Genomic DNA, 16985 nt, shown 5'->3' on the forward strand with positions numbered 1-16985 from the left:
AGCGGACCGGGTACCTCCTCCCGTGACCGGGACGGGGGAACGACGGGGGATCGGCGAACCGGTGATGCGGTACGTGACGCGGCGGGGCTCGGGGGGATCGAGCCTCGCCGTTTCACGTCCGTGGGTTCGGCGGTTCTGCGCGGTCGTCCGCGCCGCCGTTGCCGGGGCTCCGCCCCGGACCCCGCGCCTCGAACACCGGCGGGGCTGAGAGAGCGCAGCATCGCCGGTGGGGCCGGACGCCGGCCTCAGCCGCGGCTGCGGAGGGGCAGGCGGGAGCGGAGGGACGTGAGGCGGGCCGAGACCGCCCCGGCCAGCGTTGCCCAGCCGGCGGCGAGTGCCCAGGAGATGCGGGCCGCCGAGCGCGGCAGCAGCAGGGCGCGCAGCCGGGGCAGCCGGTCCGCGGACTCCAGCAGCCCCGTACGGGCCAGCAGTACGTCCTGCGCCAGCTCCGGGTACGAGACCTCCGCGCCCGGGGGCGCGTACAGGGCCCGCTCCACCGCACCGGCGACCCGGTGCACGGACGCGGCGGGTTCCGGCTCCAGGCGGCCCAGGTCCACGATCCGGCTCGCCGCCCGGCGCGGGGACAGCGCCTCGTCCGGGGCCACACCCACGTCCCAGGCGGCGTCGCCCAGTTCCCGCCAGGCCGTCAGGACCTCACCGGTCGCCAGGCGCCGGGCCCGCAGCCGGGTCCGCCACAGCAGCGGCAGCAGCGGCAGCCCCAGCACCGCGACCACCAGCGCCGCCCAGCCCAGGACCGTCGTCACCGACAGCCCGTCGTCGGGGCCCGCACTCTGCGCGGGCGCCGCCGCACCGCACTCGCCGAGCTTCTTCAGGGCCGGCGGGCACTCGGGGGTCCCCGTGGGAGCCGTCGACGGCTGCACCGCGCTCTGCGAGGGCACCGGCGCCGGGGCGGACGGCTGGGCGGCCGGGGTCTGCGCCCGCGAGTAGTCCGGAATGTTGATGCCGGAGCGGGGCGTCGGCTCGAAGCGGGTCCAGCCCACACCCTGGAAGTACAGCTCGGGCCAGGCGTGCGCGTCGCGCATCGACACGTTCACACTGCCGTCCGACTGCTTCTCGCCGGGGGTGAAGCCGACCGCGACCCGGGACGGGATGCCCAGCGAGCGGGACATCGCCGCCATCGAGAAGGCGAAGTGGACGCAGAAGCCCTCCTTGTCGGCGAGGAACCGCGCGACCGCCTGCGGGCCCGTGCCCGAGGCCGTCCTCGTGTTGTAGCGGAACCCGCCGTTCACGGCGAAGTAGTCCTGGAGCTTCACGGCCCGCGTGTAGTCGTCCTTGGCCCCCTGCGTCACCTGGCGGGCCGTCTCGGCGACCACCGGCGGCAGGTTGTCCGGGAGCTTCGTGTACTCGTCCCGGACCGCCGGCTCGGGCTCCCCGGCCCGCTGGAGCTGCTGAGGCGTCGGGTTCAGCTGGAGGCTGCGCACCTCGTACTGCGCGCCCTGGACGTTCTGGAAGCGGTCCCTGCCCAGCTGGTCGCCGACCAGGGACCGGCCCGCCGGCTCGAACCGCCACTTGCCGCGGATCGCCACAGACGTCGCCGGATAGGGCATGGGGAGGTAGCGCTGGGTGTAGTTGTCCGCCGCGTTGACCAAGGTGGTGACCTCCGTCGCGGTGCCGCGGACCTGGGAGCCGAGCCCCGGCGGGTCCGGCAGCCGCTCCGGCACGTCGATCAGGGGCCGCCCCGAGGCCTCCCACTTGACGCCGTTGAACTCGTCCAGGGCCAGGATCCGCAGGTACTGCTCGCTCTGCTGCGGGTTGTTCGTCCGGTACTTCAGGATCACGCGGTTGTCCTGCGCGTTCAGGTTGCTCTGCAGCGAGACCAGCGGGTTGACCGCAGTGATCGTCCCGCCCGGACCGCTGCCGCTCTCGTCGCCCTCCTGCGTGCCGCCCAGCAGCCCGCCGCCGAGCGAGGGCAGTACGGCCGGCACCACCAGCGCCAGGCCCAGGGCCACCGCGCCGATCCGCCGCCCGAACTTCACGGGGGCCGTCGCCTGACCGCCGGCCCCGCCCGCGAGGCCCGAGTCGGCGGCGCCGCGGCGCGGAGCCGCGCCGAAGACCCGGCCCCACTGGGCGAGCCGGTCCCGGCCCTCGGACAGCAGCAGCAACAGGTAGCCGCAGCCCGCCAGCAGGAAGGAGATCCAGGAGGCGTCCCCGCCGCCGGACAGGCCCGCGGCCACCGAGTACAGCGCGAGCAGGGGCAGTCCGGCCGCGGCGGCCGTGCGCAGGGTCACCGCCAGCGTGTCCACCGCCAGCCCGATCAGCAGCACGCCGGACACCAGCAGCAGCTTGATGCCGTCCGTCAGCGGAGCCGGGATCGCGAACTCGCCCACGTCCCGGACGCCCTGACCGAACAGCGCGCCGAAGTCCGTCACCAGGTAGGCCAGCGGCCCGTCCCCGGTGGACTCGCCCCTGCCGGCGTACAGGAACGCGAGCAGCAGCAGCGACACCAGCAGCTGAGCGGCCACGGTCAGGGTCCGGGCCAGCGGCACCCGCCGGGCCCCGGCGCCCACCGCGCTCTGCACGATCAGCAGCAGCCCGGCCTGGAGCAGCCAGGCCTGCGAGTCCACCAGCGGGCTCAGCGACCACGAGGTGAGCAGCGTCGCCAGTGCCGCGAACAGCGTCAGTTTCGCCCGCCCGCTCATTCCCGACCTCCGGTGGTTCCCGTAGCGACGCGCGCGGTCCCGGCCTGGCGCCACAGCTCGCCGAAGGCCACTCCGGGCGGGGCGGCCAGGGCCGTCCAGCCCGCGTCGCGCAGCCTGCGCAGCCGTTCCTCCAGCGGGGGCACGGCATGCCCCGGGGCCGGCTGTCCGCCCCAGCTCGCGGAGTCCAGTACGAAGGCCACCGCGCCCGAGGTCCGCTGGCGCATCCTGGCCGCCAGTTCTGTCTGTACCTCGTCCAGGTCGCCGAAGAAGGCGATGAGGAGCCCGTCACCGCCGCCTCCGCCGAAGCCTCCGCTGCCTGCGGCGCGCACCGCGTCGTAGGCGCGGGAGAGCCCGGCGCCGTCGGAGTGACCGACGACCGCGAGGGTGTCCATCATCAGCCCGGCGGCCTCCGCCGACTCCTGCCCGCCTGAGGAGAAACCGCCGCCTCCCTCGCCGGGCACCGAGTCGCCGGTGTCGGTGAGCAGCCGGACGGAGAAGCCCTGTTCCAGGACGTGCACCAGGCTGGAGGCGGCCGCCGAGACGGCCCACTCGAAGGCGGAGTCGGGGCCGGCGCCGTCGAAGGCCAGGCGCCGGGTGTCCAGCAGGACGGTGGCCCGGCTGCGCTGCGGCTGCTCCTCGCGGCGGACCATCAGCTCGCCGTAGCGGGCGGTGGAGCGCCAGTGCACGCGGCGCAGGTCGTCGCCGCGCCGGTAGCCGCGGGGGATCACGTCGTCGTCGCCGGCCAGGGCCAGGGAGCGGCGGCTGCCGTCGCCGTAGCCGTTGGACTCGCCGGCGAGGCGGACCGGCGGCAGGGGCTCGGTGCGCGGTATGACCGTGAGGGTGTCGTAGGTGCTGAAGGAGCGGGTCAGTTCGACCAGCCCGAAGGGGTCGGAGAGGCGCAGCTGGAGCGGGCCGAGCGGATAGCGGCCGCGCAGGTCGGAGCGGACCCGGTAGGACACCTCGCGGCGCCCGCCGGGCTCGACCCGGTCCAGTACGAAGCGGGGGCGCGGGCCCAGTACGTAGGGCACCCGGTCCTGGAGCATCAGCAGGCCGGTGGGCAGCCGGGAGACGTTGTCCATGCGCAGCTGTACCCGGGCCTCGGTGCCCGCGGGGACCCGGCCCGGGCTGAGCCGGCGGCTGCCGGAGACCCGGTAGCGGGTGCGGTGCAGGGCGTATACGCAGATCAGCGGCAGGAGGGCGAGCAGCAGGCCGACCCGCAGCAGCTCGCCCTGGCCCAGGACGTACGCGCAGGCAGCGGCGGCTATTCCGGCGGCCAGGAACGAGCGGCCGCGGGTGGTCAGACCGGACAGTGACGCGCGCAGTCCGCCACCGTCCCCCGGGCCACCGGCGCCGCGCGGGGCACCGGCGCTCATCAGAAGCCCCGGATGCCCGCGCCGGGCGGCATCTCGCCGCGGGCGTGCGCGGCCGGGACGGGGGTGCGCTGCAGGATGTCGGCGACGACCTGTTCGGCGGTGCGGCGGTTCAGCTGGGCCTGGGCGGTGGGCAGCAGCCGGTGCGCGAGGACCGGGCCGGCCAGGGCCTGGACGTCGTCGGGCAGGACGTAGTCCCGGCCGGCGAGCGCGGCGGAGGCCTTCACGGCGCGCAGCAGGTGCAGGGTGGCCCGGGGCGAGGCGCCGAGCCGCAGGTCGGGGTGGCTGCGGGTGGCGGAGACGAGGTCGACGACGTAGCGCCGGACGGGCTCGGCCACGTACACCTCGCGGACCGCCTCGATGAGCTTGACGATCTCGTGGGAGTGCGCGACGGACGTCAGGTCGTCGAGCGGGGAGACCCCGCCGTGCACGTCGAGCATCTGGAGCTCGGCCTCGGGGCTGGGGTAGCCGACGGAGACGCGGGCCATGAAGCGGTCGCGCTGCGCCTCGGGCAGCGGGTACGTGCCCTCCATCTCCACCGGGTTCTGGGTGGCGACGACCATGAAGGGGCTGGGCAGCGGGTAGGTGGTGCCGTCGATGGTGACCTGGCGCTCCTCCATCGACTCCAGCAGCGCGGACTGGGTCTTGGGCGAGGCGCGGTTGATCTCGTCACCGATGACGATCTGCGCGAAGATCGCGCCCGGCTTGAACTCGAACTCGCGGCGCTGCTGGTCGTAGATGCTGACGCCGGTGATGTCGGAGGGCAGCAGGTCCGGGGTGAACTGGATGCGCTGCACCGAGCAGTCGATGGACTTGGCGAGCGTCTTGGCGAGCATCGTCTTGCCGACGCCGGGTACGTCCTCGATCAGCAGGTGTCCCTCGGCGAGCAGCACGGTCAGCGCGAGGCGAACGACCTCGGGCTTGCCCTCGATCACGCTCTCGACCGACTGGCGCACCCGCTCCGCCGTGCTGGTCAGATCCGCGAGGCTCGCTCGGTCGTCGTACGTCGTCACCTGGTTCTCCTCGGCCCATTCCCAGGGCCGACGCCCTTGGCGCATGAACCGGCCCACCCCGAAACACGGACACCGTCCCGGGAGGATCCCGGGTGGTGCCACCCCGCATTCTTGACGGCGTTAAGGCCTTGTGTCACTCAAGAGCTGGGATCGATCTCCCGCAGGAGCCCGGTGTGCACATCGAAGACGAAGCCTCGCACATCGTCCTTGTGGGGCAGGAACGGGTTGGTGCGGACCCGCTGCATGGACTGGCGAACGTCCTGGTCCACGTCCCGGAAGGCCTCGACGGCCCAGGCCGGACGCTGACCGACCTCGTCCTCCAGCTCGTGCCGGAAGTCCTCGGTCAGGTTTTCGAGACCGCAGCCGGTGTGGTGGATGAGTATCACCGCGCGGGTGCCCAGCGCCCGCTGGCTGATGGTGAGGGAGCGGATCGTGTCGTCGGTGACCACACCGCCCGCGTTGCGGATCGTGTGACAGTCGCCGAGCTCCAGCCCGAGAGCCTTGTGCAGGTCGAGACGGGCGTCCATACAGGCCACGACCGCGACCTTGAGGACGGGCCGGGCGTCCATGCCGGGATCGGAGAACTGTGCCGCGTAGCGCTGATTCGCCTCGACCAGTCGGTCGGTGACGGATCCGCCGACGGATGCCTCGGGCGCGGACTCGGCAGGCAGGGATGCGGAAGTCGTCATGGGTACGACGTTAGTGGTCACCGCGGCCCCCGGCCTCGCGTGAGAGCGGACAAAGAACGTCAACGAGGCTTGTTGTGAGCTAACCCACAGGGGTGGGGGTGAGGCGGCCGTCCGGGTGATTCGCGGCATTTGCCGGTTCGCTCCGAGAGCCGCGCACGCCGCGCGGGGCGGTTCGTTGACCGCGGCGACCGTTGCACTAAAGTGACGCGAACCGGCCGGAGCCCGGCCCTGACCGGCCGCCCGGCCCCCGATGAACACTCCGCGTGCGCGGCGCGTACGTACGGCCCGGCCCTCTCCCGCTCACCGGCCGGCCGGCGCCACCTTCCCCGGCGCCGGTCGCGGATGCGGGGAGGCGGGGGTGCGTAAGCCTGCCGCGCCGTTATCTGAGAGGGCGCTTTGACTAGCGAGTCCCGACATGTCCCGGTGATGCTCCAGCGGTGCCTGGACCTGTTGGCCCCGGCGCTGGAGAGGCCGGGGGCCGTCGTCGTCGACTGCACCCTCGGCCTCGGCGGCCACAGCGAGGCCCTGCTGACCCGGTTCCCCGAGGCCCACCTGATCGGCCTCGACCGCGACAAGGAGGCCCTGCGGCTCTCCGGCGAGCGGCTCGCGCCCTTCGGCGACCGGGCCACCCTGGTCCATGCGATCTACGCCGACCTCGCCGAGGTCCTCGACGGGCTCGGCATCCCGGCCGTCCAGGGCATCCTCTTCGACCTGGGCGTCTCCTCCATGCAGCTGGACGAGGCCGACCGCGGGTTCGCGTACGCCCAGGACGCGCCGCTGGACATGCGCATGGACCAGACGACGGGCATCAGCGCCGCCGAGGTCCTCAACAGCTACGCGCCGGGCGAGCTCGTCCGGATCCTGCGCCAGTACGGCGAGGAGAAGCAGGCCAAGCGGATCGTGTCCGCGATCGTCCGGGAGCGGGAGAAGGAGCCCTTCACCAACAGCGCCCGGCTGGTCGAGCTGATCCGCGACTCCCTGCCGCAGGCTGCCAAGCGGACCGGCGGCAACCCGGCGAAGCGGACCTTCCAGGCGCTGCGGATCGAGGTCAACGGGGAGCTCTCGGGCCTGGAGCGGGCCATCCCGGCGGCGGTGGACCGGATCGCGGTCGGCGGCCGGATCGCGGTGCTCTCGTACCACTCGCTGGAGGACCGCCTGGTCAAGCAGGTCTTCGCGGCCGGCGCGACCTCCACGGCCCCGCCCGGCCTGCCGGTGGTGCCGGAGAAGTACCAGCCGAAGCTGAAACTGCTCACGCGCGGCGCCGAACTGCCCACCGAGGAGGAGATCGCCGAGAACCGGCGGGCCGCCCCGGCGAGGTTCCGCGGCGTCGAACGCATCCGGGAGGCGCGACTGTGACCAAGGCCGGGAAGGTCGCCACGCTGACCCGCGGGCAGGCGGCCCGCCTCGGCCGGGCGCTCGGCGGCCGCCCGGCCCGCCCGCGTCCCGGGGGGCAGGCGGCCCGGATGCCGTTCGTCCTGCTGGTCGTGGCCCTGCTCGGCGGCGGCCTGATCAGCCTGCTGCTGCTGAACTCGGCGCTGAACGAAGGCTCCTTCCAGCTGACCAAGCTGAAGAAGGAGACCACCGCCCTCACCGACGAGGAACAGGCGCTGCAGCGCGACGTGGACGCCCACTCGGCCCCCGACGCGCTCCAGCGCCGGGCCCACGAGCTGGGCCTGGTCCCCGGCGGCAGCCCGGTCTTCATCGGCCCGGACGGCAGGATCGCCGGCAGCGCGGCCCCGGCCGAGGCACCGCCCTCGCCGACCCCGAGCGCCCCGGCCGGACCCCCGGCCGGCTCGCCGGCCGCACCCGCGGCGTCGGCCCCGGCGCCGGCGTCGCCCCCCGCGTCGGCTCCGGGCCAGCCGGTGCCCTCCGCCGCGCCCCCCGCGGCCAGTGGTTCCCCGCAGCCCAACCAGACCCCCGGAAGGTGACGCCGTGATCCACCGTTCCCATCCAGCCCCTCCGGCGTTTGAGGAGCGGGGTTCGGGGCGGAGCCCCGGGCTTTCGGCCTCGGCGGCGTTCGAGGTGCGGGGCCCGGTGCGGAGCCCCGGCATCGCGGCGGTGGCCGCGTGAGCCCGCAGGAGCCGCCCCGGCGGCGGGTGCCCGGGCCGGCCAGACCGCCCCGGCCCGGCGACCGGGCCCGGGCGAACGCCCGCCCGGCCTCGCGCCCGGCGACCCGGCGGCCGGCGGGCCCCCGTACCCCGCACACGATCCGGCTCGGCAGCCCACGCCCCCGGCTGCGCCTGGTCAGCGTCGGCCTGACCCTCGTCATGCTGGCCTTCGTGGTCCGGCTGCTCCAGGTGCAGGCCGTCGACGCCTCGGCGTTCTCCGCCGAGGCCTCCAAGAACCGCTACACCAGCGTCAAACTGGCCGCCGAGCGCGGTGAGATCACCGACCGCAGGGGCGTGGCCCTCGCCACCAGCGTCGACGCGTACGACATCACCGCCGACCCGAAGATGTTCACCCCGCAGGACAGCAAGGCGCCGGACGCCCCGCAGCAGGCCGCCGCCCTCCTCGCGCCCATCCTCGGCAAGGACGCCAAGGAGCTCACCGACCGGCTGAGCACCAAGAACTCCCGGTACGTCGTCCTCGCCCAGCGCCAGACCCCCCAGGTCTGGAACCAGATCAAGGACCTCAAGCGGGTCTTCGCTGAGAAGGCGGCGGCCGACAAGCGGAACAACGGCCCCGGCGCGAACGTCCTCGCCGGCGTGTTCAAGGAGGACAGCAGCAAGCGCGTGTACCCGAACGGCGACCTCGCCGCCGGGATACTGGGTTACGTCAACGCCGAGGGCAAGGGCGGCGGCGGACTGGAGTCCTCCCTCGACAAGAAGCTGTCCGGCAAGGACGGCGAGGTCACCTACGCCCAGTCCGGCGGCCGCCGCGTCCCCACCGCCGGCTCCGACGAGCATCCCGCCGTGCCCGGCGAGGACATCGAGCTGACCATCGACCGCGACATCCAGTGGGCCGCTCAGAGCGCCATCGCCGAGCAGGTCGAGAAGTCCGGCGCCGACCGCGGCTACGTCATCGTCCAGGACACCCGCACCGGCGAGGTACTGGCCATGGCCAACGCCCCCGGCTTCGACCCCAACGACCTGACCCGGGCCCGCTCCGCCGCCATGGGCAACGCCGCGCTCCAGGACGTGTACGAGCCCGGCTCCACCGCCAAGGTGATGTCGATGGCCGCCGTGCTGGAGGAGAAGAAGGCCACCCCGGAGACCCGCGTCGAGGTCCCCAACCGGCTCCACCGCGGCGACCGGCTGTTCAAGGACGACATCGACCACCCGACCTGGTACCTGACCCTCAACGGCGTCCTCGCCAAGTCCTCCAACATCGGCACCATCCTGGCCACCGGCCAGCTCGGCCCGACCCAGCCCGAGGCCAACAAGGTCCTGCACTCCTACCTGACCAAGTTCGGCATCGGCCGTCCCACCGGCCTGGGTTACCCCGGCGAGTCCCGCGGCATCCTCGCCGAGCCCCAGGACTGGTCCACCTCCCAGCAGTACACGATCCCTTTCGGCCAGGGCCTGTCCCTGAACGCCATGCAGGCGGCCTCCGTGTACTCGACCATCGCCAACGGCGGGGTCCGCATCGAGCCGACCCTGGTCCGCGGCACCAAGGGCCCCGACGGCCGCTTCACCCCGGCCCCGGCGCCCGAGACGAACCGCGTGATCAGCCCGGAGACCGCCAAGACCCTCGCCGAGATGCTCGAATCCGTCGTCGACGACCAGGAGGGCACCGGCACCAAGGCGAAGATCCCCGGCTACCGCGTCGGCGGCAAGACCGGCACCTCCAACCGGGTGGATCCGGCCACCGGCCGCTACAAGGGCTACACCGCCTCCTTCGCCGGTTTCGCCCCCGCCGACAAGCCGCGCGTCACCGTCTACTGCGCCATCCAGAACCCCACGAAGGGCAGCTACTTCGGCGGCCAGATCTGCGGCCCCATCTACAAGAAGGTCATGGAGTTCGCGCTCAAGACCCTCCAGGTGGCTCCCACGGGAACCGCACCCGCCGGGCTTCCCGTCACCTACGACACCGCCCCGCAGCCCGCCCCGCAGCCCAGTCCGCAGCCCGGTCAGTGACCCACAGCCCCGACCGGCCCGCCAGAAAAGCGTGAGGCACCATCAGTGACAACGATCACCCCGAAACCCGGGAACCGGACGACCGGCGAAGCCGAGGTCGGGCCCTCACTTCGCGGGCGGCCCGCCGCGCCCGGTACGCTCACCGCCGTGCCCCACGCTGATCAGCCCAGAACCGCCCAGAAAGCCCCGGCAACGCCGCCGGGAGCGCCCCGGCCCGCGTCCGCCAGCCCGAGCCCGCTGGGCGAGCTGGCCACGCTGCTGGGCATCCCCGCGCCCGGTGCGGCGCAGATCACCGGCATCACGCACGACTCCCGTGCGGTCCGCCCCGGTGACCTGTACGCGGCCCTGCCGGGAGCCAGGACCCACGGCGCCGACTTCGCCGCCCAGGCGGCCGGCCTCGGCGCCGCCGCCGTACTGACCGACCCCGCGGGATCGGAACGCGCCGCGGCGACCGGCCTGCCGGTCCTCACGGTCGACGACCCGCGCGGCCGGATGGGAGAGCTCGCCGCCGCGATCTACGGCCGCCCCGGCGAGGACCTGCTCCAGATCGGCATCACCGGCACCTCCGGCAAGACCACCACGGCGTACCTCGTCGAGGGCGGCCTGCGCGCGGCGGGCCGCAGCACCGGACTGGTCGGGACCGTCGAGATGCGCATCGGGGACGAGCGCATCAAGTCCGAGCGGACCACCCCCGAGGCCACCGACCTCCAGGCCCTCTTCGCGGTCATGCGCGAACGCGGGGTCGAGGCCGTGGCCATGGAGGTCTCCAGCCACGCACTGGTGCTCGGCCGGGTCGACGGCTGCGTCTTCGACGTCGCCGTCTTCAACAACCTCAGCCCGGAGCACATGGAGTTCCACTCCGACATGGAGGACTACTTCCAGGCCAAGGCGGGGCTCTTCACGGCCCGCCGGGCCCGCCTGGGCGTGGTCAACCTCGACGACGAGTACGGCCGCCGCCTGGCCAAGGAGGCGACCGTCCCGGTGGTCACCTTCTCCGCCGCGGGCGACCCGGCCGCCGACTGGCGTGCCGAGGACGTGGTGTTCGGACCGGCGAGCTCCACCCTGACCCTGCTGGGCCCCGAAGGACAGCGCGTACGGGCCACCGCGCCGCTGCCCGGCCCGTTCAACGTCGCCAACACCGTTGCCGCGATCGTCACGCTCGCCGCCGCCGGCCTCGACCCGCAGACCGCCGCCGACGGCGTCGCCGCGGTCCCCGGGGTCCCCGGCCGGCTGGAGCGGGTGGACGCGGGACAGCCGTACCTCGCCGTCGTCGACTACGCGCACAAGACGGACGCCGTGGAATCGGTGCTGCGCGCGCTGCGCGAGGTCACCGAGGGCAAGCTGCACATCGTGCTCGGCTGCGGCGGCGACCGCGACACCACCAAGCGCGGCCCGATGGGCGCGGCGGCCGCCCGGTTCGCCGACGTGGCCGTACTGACCTCCGACAACCCGCGCTCCGAGGACCCGCTCGCGATCCTCGCCGCGATGTTCGAGGGCGCCGTGTCCGTACCGCCCGCCGAGCGGGGCACCGTCCTGGTCGACGCCGACCGGGCCGCGGCCATCGCGGCCGCCGTCGCCCGCGCCCGGCCCGGTGACACCGTGCTCGTGGCCGGCAAGGGCCACGAGCAGGGCCAGGACACCGCCGGTGTCGTACGCCCCTTCGACGACCGCACGGTGCTCCGTGCCGCGATCGAGCACCAGGCCGTGCTCGATCGGAAGATTCAGGTCCGACAGGCCGAGGTGAACCAGTGATCGCCCTTTCCCTCGCCGAGATCGCCGACATCACCGGCGGGCGGCCCCACGACATACCGGATCCGTCCGTCCAGGTCACCGGCCCCGTGGTCTACGACTCCCGTGAGGTCGCGCCGGGCAGCCTGTTCGCCGCCTTCGTCGGCGAGCGGGTCGACGGCCACGACTACGCCGAACGCGCTGTGTCCGCGGGCGCCGTGGCCGTCCTCGCCACCCGGCCCGTCGGAGTACCGGCCGTCGTCGTCCCCGACGTGGTGGCCGCCCTCGGAGCACTCGCCCGGGCCGTGGTCACCCGCCTGGGCACCGACGTCGTGGCCCTCACCGGGTCCGCCGGCAAGACCTCCACCAAGGACCTCATCGCGCAGGTGCTCCAGCACCACGCGCCGACCGTGTGGACCCCCGGGAACCTCAACAACGAGATCGGCCTGCCGATCACGACGCTGCGCGTCACCGAGGAAACCCAGCACCTGGTCCTGGAGATGGGCGCCCGCGGCATCGGCCACATCCGCTACCTCACCGGACTGACGCCCCCGCGGATCGGTCTGGTCCTCAACGTCGGCACCGCCCACATCGGCGAGTTCGGCGGCCGTGAGCAGATCGCGCAGGCCAAGGGGGAGCTGGTCGAGGCGCTGCCGGCCGAGGCGGAGGGCGGCGTCGCCGTCCTCAACGCCGATGACCTGCTGGTTCGCGGCATGGCCGCGCGCACGAAGGCCCGTACGGTCCTGTTCGGCGAGGCCGACGATGCCGAGATCCGTGCCACCGAAGTCCGGATGACGGACAGCGGACAGCCTTCCTTCACACTGCACACACCGACCGGGTGCAGTGACGTGACCTTGCGGCTGTACGGTGAGCACCACGTGTCGAACGCGCTCGCCGCGGCCGCCGTCGCCCATGTTCTTGGCATGTCCGCACAGGAGATCGCCACGGCGCTCTCCGGAGCGGGCACGCTGTCCCGGTGGCGGATGGAGGTCACCGAGCGGGCGGACGGTGTGACGATCGTCAACGACGCCTACAACGCGAACCCCGAGTCCATGCGGGCCGCACTGCGCGCGCTCGCCGCGATGGGTGGTGCCGGCAGGGCGAACGGGGGACGCACGTGGGCGGTGCTCGGCCCGATGGCCGAGCTCGGAGACGACGCGCTCGCCGAGCACGACGCGGTCGGACGACTTGTCGTCCGGCTCAACGTGAGCAAGCTCGTCGCAGTCGGGGGCAGGGAAGCCTCCTGGCTGCAACTGGGCGCATATAACGAGGGTTCGTGGGGTGAGGAGTCGGTGCTCGTGTCCGACGCGCAGGCGGCGGTCGACCTGTTGCGCAGTGAACTGCGCCCGGGTGACGTCGTGCTGGTGAAGGCTTCCAGGTCGGCCGGTCTGGAGCGGGTGGCCCAGGCGCTGCTCGACAGCACTGTCGAGGGCGAGGTCGCCGACCGATGAGGCAGATCCTGTTCGCCGGTGTCATCGGCATGTTCCTCACCGTTGTCGGCACCCCGTTGCTGATCAAGCTTCTGGCCCGCAAGGGCTACGGCCAGTTCATCCGCGACGACGGCCCCCGCGGCCACGCCGGGAAGAAGGGCACGCCCACCATGGGCGGTATCTCCTTCATCCTGGCGACGCTCATCGCGTACGCCCTGACGAAGGTCCTCACCGGCAGTGAGCCGAGCTTCTCGGGCCTGCTCGTCCTGTTCCTGATGGCGGGCATGGGCCTCGTCGGGTACCTGGACGACTACATCAAGATCGTCAAGCGGCGTTCGCTGGGTCTGCGGGCCAAGGCGAAGATGTCCGGCCAGCTGATCGTCGGCATCGCCTTCGCGGTGCTGGCCCTCCAGTTCAAGGACTCGCGCGGGCTGACCCCGGCCTCCACCAGGCTGTCGTTCGTCACGGACTTCGGCTGGTCGATCGGCCCGGTGCTGTTCGTGGTCTGGGCGCTGTTCATGATCCTGGCGATGTCCAACGGCGTGAACCTCACCGACGGTCTGGACGGTCTCGCGACCGGCGCCGCGGTGATGGTCTTCGGCGCCTACACCTTCATCGGCGTGTGGCAGTTCCAGGAGTCCTGCGCCATGGCGGCCGACCTCACGAACCCGAACGCCTGCTTCGAGGTACGCGATCCGCTCGACCTCGCCGTCGTCGCCTCCGCGCTCATGGGCGCCTGCTTCGGCTTCCTGTGGTGGAACACCTCGCCCGCCAAGATCTTCATGGGTGACACCGGCTCGCTCGCCCTCGGCGGCGCACTCGCGGGCCTGGCCATCTGCTCCCGCACGGAGTTCCTGATGGCGCTCCTCGGCGGCCTCTTCGTACTCATCACGATGTCGGTCGTCATCCAGGTCGGTTCCTTCAAGATGACCGGCAAGCGCGTCTTCCGGATGGCTCCGCTCCAGCACCACTTCGAGCTCAAGGGCTGGTCCGAGGTCCTCGTCGTGGTCCGCTTCTGGATCATCCAGGGCATGTGCGTGATCGTGGGTCTCGGTCTCTTCTACGCGGGATGGGCAGCCGACAAGTGACGTCCTGGCAGGACAAGAACATCACCGTCGCCGGTCTCGGCGTGAGCGGCATCAGTGCCGCCCGCGCCCTGGCCGGCCTCGGCGCAGTGGTGACCGTCGTCGACAACGGCGACGGTGACGCGCACCGTGCCAAGGCCGCCGAACTCGCGGCGGAGGGCATCACCGTCCGCCTCGGCCGCCTGGAGGACGGCGGCCACGCGGGCGAGGTCCTGCCCGAAGGCACCGAACTGGTCGTCACCTCACCCGGCTGGAAGCCCGACAGCCCGCTGTTCGAGGCCGCCGCCGCGGCCGGTGTGGACGTGGTCGGGGACGTCGAGATCGCCTGGCTGCTGCGCGAGGTGGGCCAGGAACTGCGCGCCGCGCGCTCCGGCGATGCGGACTCCGCGGCGCCCCGCAAGGACCCGGCGCCCTGGCTCGCGATCACCGGCACCAACGGCAAGACCACCACCACGCAGATGCTGGCGTCGATCCTGAAGGCCGCGGGCCTGCGCACTGCCGCCGTCGGCAACATCGGCACCCCGATCATCGACGTGGTGCTCGGCGAGCAGGAGTACGACGTGCTCGCCGTCGAACTCTCCAGCTACCAGCTGCACTGGGCGCCCTCGCTGCGCGTCCATTCGGCGGCCGTGCTCAACCTGGCCCCGGACCACCTCGACTGGCACGGCTCGATGGAGGCGTACGCGGCCGACAAGGGCCGTATCTACGAGGGCAACACGGTCGCCTGCGTCTACAACGTGGCCGACAGGGCCACCGAGGACCTGGTCGTCGAGGCCGATGTCGAGGAGGGCTGCCGGGCGATCGGCTTCACCCTCGGCGCCCCCGGCCCCTCCATGCTCGGCATCGTCGACGGCATCCTCGTCGACCGGGCCTTCGTCGAGAACCGGCAGAAGAACGCCCAGGAGCTCGCCGAGGTCAAGGACGTCAACCCGCCCGCCCCGCACAACATCGCCAACGCGCTCGCCGCGGCGGCCCTGGCCCGCGCCTTCGGCGTGCAGCCGCGCGCGGTCCGCGACGGGCTGCGCGACTTCCGTCCGGACGCCCACCGCGTCGCGCACGTGGACGAGGTCGCGTCGGTGACCTACATCGACGACTCCAAGGCCACCAACACCCACGCGGCCGAGGCCTCCCTCGCGGCCTTCGAGCCGGTCGTCTGGATCGCCGGGGGCCTTGCCAAGGGCGCGACCTTCGACGAGCTCGTGCAGAAGTCCGCGAAGCGGCTGCGCGGCGCGGTGCTGATCGGCGCCGACCGGGCGCTCATCGCCGAGGCGCTGGCGCGACACGCCCCCGAGGTCCCGGTCGTCGACCTCGACCGGACCGACACTGGGGCGATGCTCGCAGCGGTCCGGGAAGCCGCCGCGCTCGCCGAGCCCGGCGACACGGTCCTGCTGGCACCTGCCTGTGCCTCGATGGACATGTTCGCGAACTACAACAAGCGTGGGGACGCATTCGCCGACGCGGTGCGCGAACTGGCCGCCGAGAACGCTGCGGACACGGCCTAGGCCGGGAACTCCGGGACAGGTTCCCTCCGGCCGGCTGCTCGCCTCGTACGAGTGGAGGGGAAGATCACAGATGCCGGCCAAGCAGATGCTGCCGGGGCGGCGGCCGTCCGCCGTGAAGGCGCAGGGCCGCAAACGCCCTGCGGTGGGTTCGAAACGGCCCGCCGGGCGCGGGCCACTGGCCGGGTTGCGGCGTACGCAGCGGCAGTTGCAGAAGGCCTGGGACCGCCCGCTCACGGCCTATTACCTGATTTTCGGCAGTTCGCTGCTCATCACCGTGCTGGGTCTGGTGATGGTGTACTCCGCGTCGATGATCAAGGCCCTCCAGCTCGGCCTCGGTGACGCGTACTTCTTCAAGAAGCAGTTCCTGGCCGCCCTCATCGGCGGCGTACTCCTGCTGGCCGCCTCCCGGATGCCGGTCAAACTGCACCGCGCGCTCTCGTACCCGGTGCTCGCCGGCACGCTCTTCCTGATGGTCCTGGTCCAGGTTCCGGGGATAGGCGTCTCGATCAACGGCAACCAGAATTGGATCTCCCTTGGCGGTCCGTTCATGCTCCAGCCCAGTGAGTTCGGCAAACTGGCACTGATCCTTTGGGGCGCCGACCTGCTGGCACGCAAGGGCGACAAGGGGCTGCTGAGCCAGTGGAAGCACCTGCTGGTGCCGCTGGTCCCGGTGGCCTTCCTGCTGCTCGGGCTGATCATGCTGGGCGGGGACATGGGCACCGCGATGATCCTCGGTGCCATCCTCTTCGGTCTGCTCTGGCTGGCCGGGGCTCCGACCCGGATGTTCGTCGGGGTGCTCGCCTTCGCGGGTGCGATCGTCGCACTGCTCATCAAGACGAGCCCGCACCGGATGGACCGGCTGGAATGCCTCGGCGCGACAGAACCGGGCAAGAACGACCTTTGCTGGCAGGCAGTTCACGGGATCTACGCCCTCGCATCGGGCGGCTGGTTCGGTTCCGGCCTGGGTGCAAGTGTGGAAAAATGGGGGCAACTACCCGAAGCCCACACCGACTTCATCTTCGCCATCACCGGGGAGGAACTGGGTCTGGCGGGGACACTGTCGGTGCTCGCCCTGTTCGCGGCCCTAGGCTATGCGGGTATCCGCGTGGCCGGACGCACGGAGGATTCCTTCGTACGGTTTGCCGCGGGAGGCGTGACCACCTGGATCACGGCCCAGGCCGTGATCAACATCGGTGCGGTGCTCGGCCTGCTGCCGATCGCCGGAGTCCCGCTCCCGCTGTTCTCCTACGGAGGGTCAGCCCTGCTGCCGACCATGTTCGCGGTCGGACTGCTCATCGCCTTCGCGCGGGAGGAGCCGGCGGCGCGCGCGGCCCTCGCGATGCGACAGCCGAAGACCGGCTGGTGGCGGACCGGGGTGAGATGGAAGTCGATGAGACGGCGCGTCAAGAAGCGTCCGTCCGGAGAGCGGTGA

12 protein-coding genes are annotated in these 16985 nt (G+C 72.4%); 8 read left to right on the forward strand and 4 right to left on the reverse strand.

Going from position 1 to position 16985, the window contains the following annotated elements; translation table 11 throughout:
• Positions 1-245 precede the first annotated feature (245 nt).
• The 4 genes from OG373_RS28085 to OG373_RS28100 form a co-directional block, all read right to left on the reverse strand.
• The gene (locus OG373_RS28085) at positions 246-2660 is read right to left on the reverse strand and encodes a transglutaminaseTgpA domain-containing protein (protein WP_405441089.1); all 2415 of its coding nucleotides are present in this window, start codon (positions 2658-2660) and stop codon (positions 246-248) included.
• Complete coding sequence (locus OG373_RS28090) at positions 2657-4033, reverse strand: DUF58 domain-containing protein (protein WP_405441090.1); 1377 nt, start codon at positions 4031-4033, stop codon at positions 2657-2659. The genes OG373_RS28085 and OG373_RS28090 overlap by 4 nt, the downstream gene beginning before the upstream one ends.
• Positions 4033-5043, reverse strand: a complete 1011-nt coding sequence (locus tag OG373_RS28095; protein ID WP_405441091.1) for an AAA family ATPase — start codon at positions 5041-5043, stop codon at positions 4033-4035. Before OG373_RS28095 ends, OG373_RS28090 begins: the two co-directional genes overlap by 1 nt.
• Positions 5044-5180: 137 nt before the next feature.
• Complete coding sequence (locus OG373_RS28100; protein ID WP_397737472.1) at positions 5181-5795, reverse strand: beta-class carbonic anhydrase; 615 nt, start codon at positions 5793-5795, stop codon at positions 5181-5183.
• Positions 5796-6158: 363 nt separating this feature from the next.
• Here OG373_RS28100 and rsmH point away from each other — a divergent pair, with 363 nt between their 5' ends.
• The 8 genes from rsmH to ftsW all read left to right on the forward strand — a co-directional run bounded on the left by rsmH (position 6159) and on the right by ftsW (position 16985).
• Positions 6159-7088 carry a 16S rRNA (cytosine(1402)-N(4))-methyltransferase RsmH gene (gene rsmH / locus OG373_RS28105; RefSeq protein WP_053702208.1) on the forward strand — a complete coding sequence of 310 codons (930 nt, stop codon included), beginning with the start codon at positions 6159-6161 and terminating at the stop codon, positions 7086-7088.
• Entirely contained in the window at positions 7085-7660 is a 576-nt protein-coding gene (locus tag OG373_RS28110; RefSeq protein ID WP_405441092.1) for a hypothetical protein, read from the forward strand. The genes rsmH and OG373_RS28110 overlap by 4 nt, the downstream gene beginning before the upstream one ends.
• Positions 7661-7798: 138 nt before the next feature.
• Positions 7799-9808, forward strand: a complete 2010-nt coding sequence (locus tag OG373_RS28115; RefSeq protein ID WP_405441093.1) for a peptidoglycan D,D-transpeptidase FtsI family protein — start codon at positions 7799-7801, stop codon at positions 9806-9808.
• A 45-nt stretch (positions 9809-9853) separates the two neighbouring features.
• A complete protein-coding gene (locus OG373_RS28120) occupies positions 9854-11560 on the forward strand; it encodes a UDP-N-acetylmuramoyl-L-alanyl-D-glutamate--2,6-diaminopimelate ligase (protein ID WP_405441094.1) in 1707 nt (568 codons plus the stop codon).
• Entirely contained in the window at positions 11557-12987 is a 1431-nt protein-coding gene (gene murF, locus OG373_RS28125; RefSeq protein ID WP_189963517.1) for a UDP-N-acetylmuramoyl-tripeptide--D-alanyl-D-alanine ligase, read from the forward strand. The genes OG373_RS28120 and murF overlap by 4 nt, the downstream gene beginning before the upstream one ends.
• Positions 12984-14054: a phospho-N-acetylmuramoyl-pentapeptide-transferase gene (mraY, locus tag OG373_RS28130; RefSeq protein WP_030385579.1), complete on the forward strand. Its 1071-nt coding sequence runs from the start codon at positions 12984-12986 to the stop codon at positions 14052-14054. Before murF ends, mraY begins: the two co-directional genes overlap by 4 nt.
• On the forward strand, positions 14036-15553 hold the full coding sequence (murD, locus tag OG373_RS28135) for a UDP-N-acetylmuramoyl-L-alanine--D-glutamate ligase (RefSeq protein WP_405441097.1): 1518 nt from the start codon (positions 14036-14038) through the stop codon (positions 15551-15553). Before mraY ends, murD begins: the two co-directional genes overlap by 19 nt.
• Before the next feature lie 70 nt (positions 15554-15623).
• Complete coding sequence (gene ftsW / locus OG373_RS28140; protein WP_405441098.1) at positions 15624-16985, forward strand: putative lipid II flippase FtsW; 1362 nt, start codon at positions 15624-15626, stop codon at positions 16983-16985.

The sequence above is a fragment of the Streptomyces avidinii genome, from assembly GCF_045161815.1.
Lineage (GTDB): Bacteria > Actinomycetota > Actinomycetes > Streptomycetales > Streptomycetaceae > Streptomyces > Streptomyces avidinii.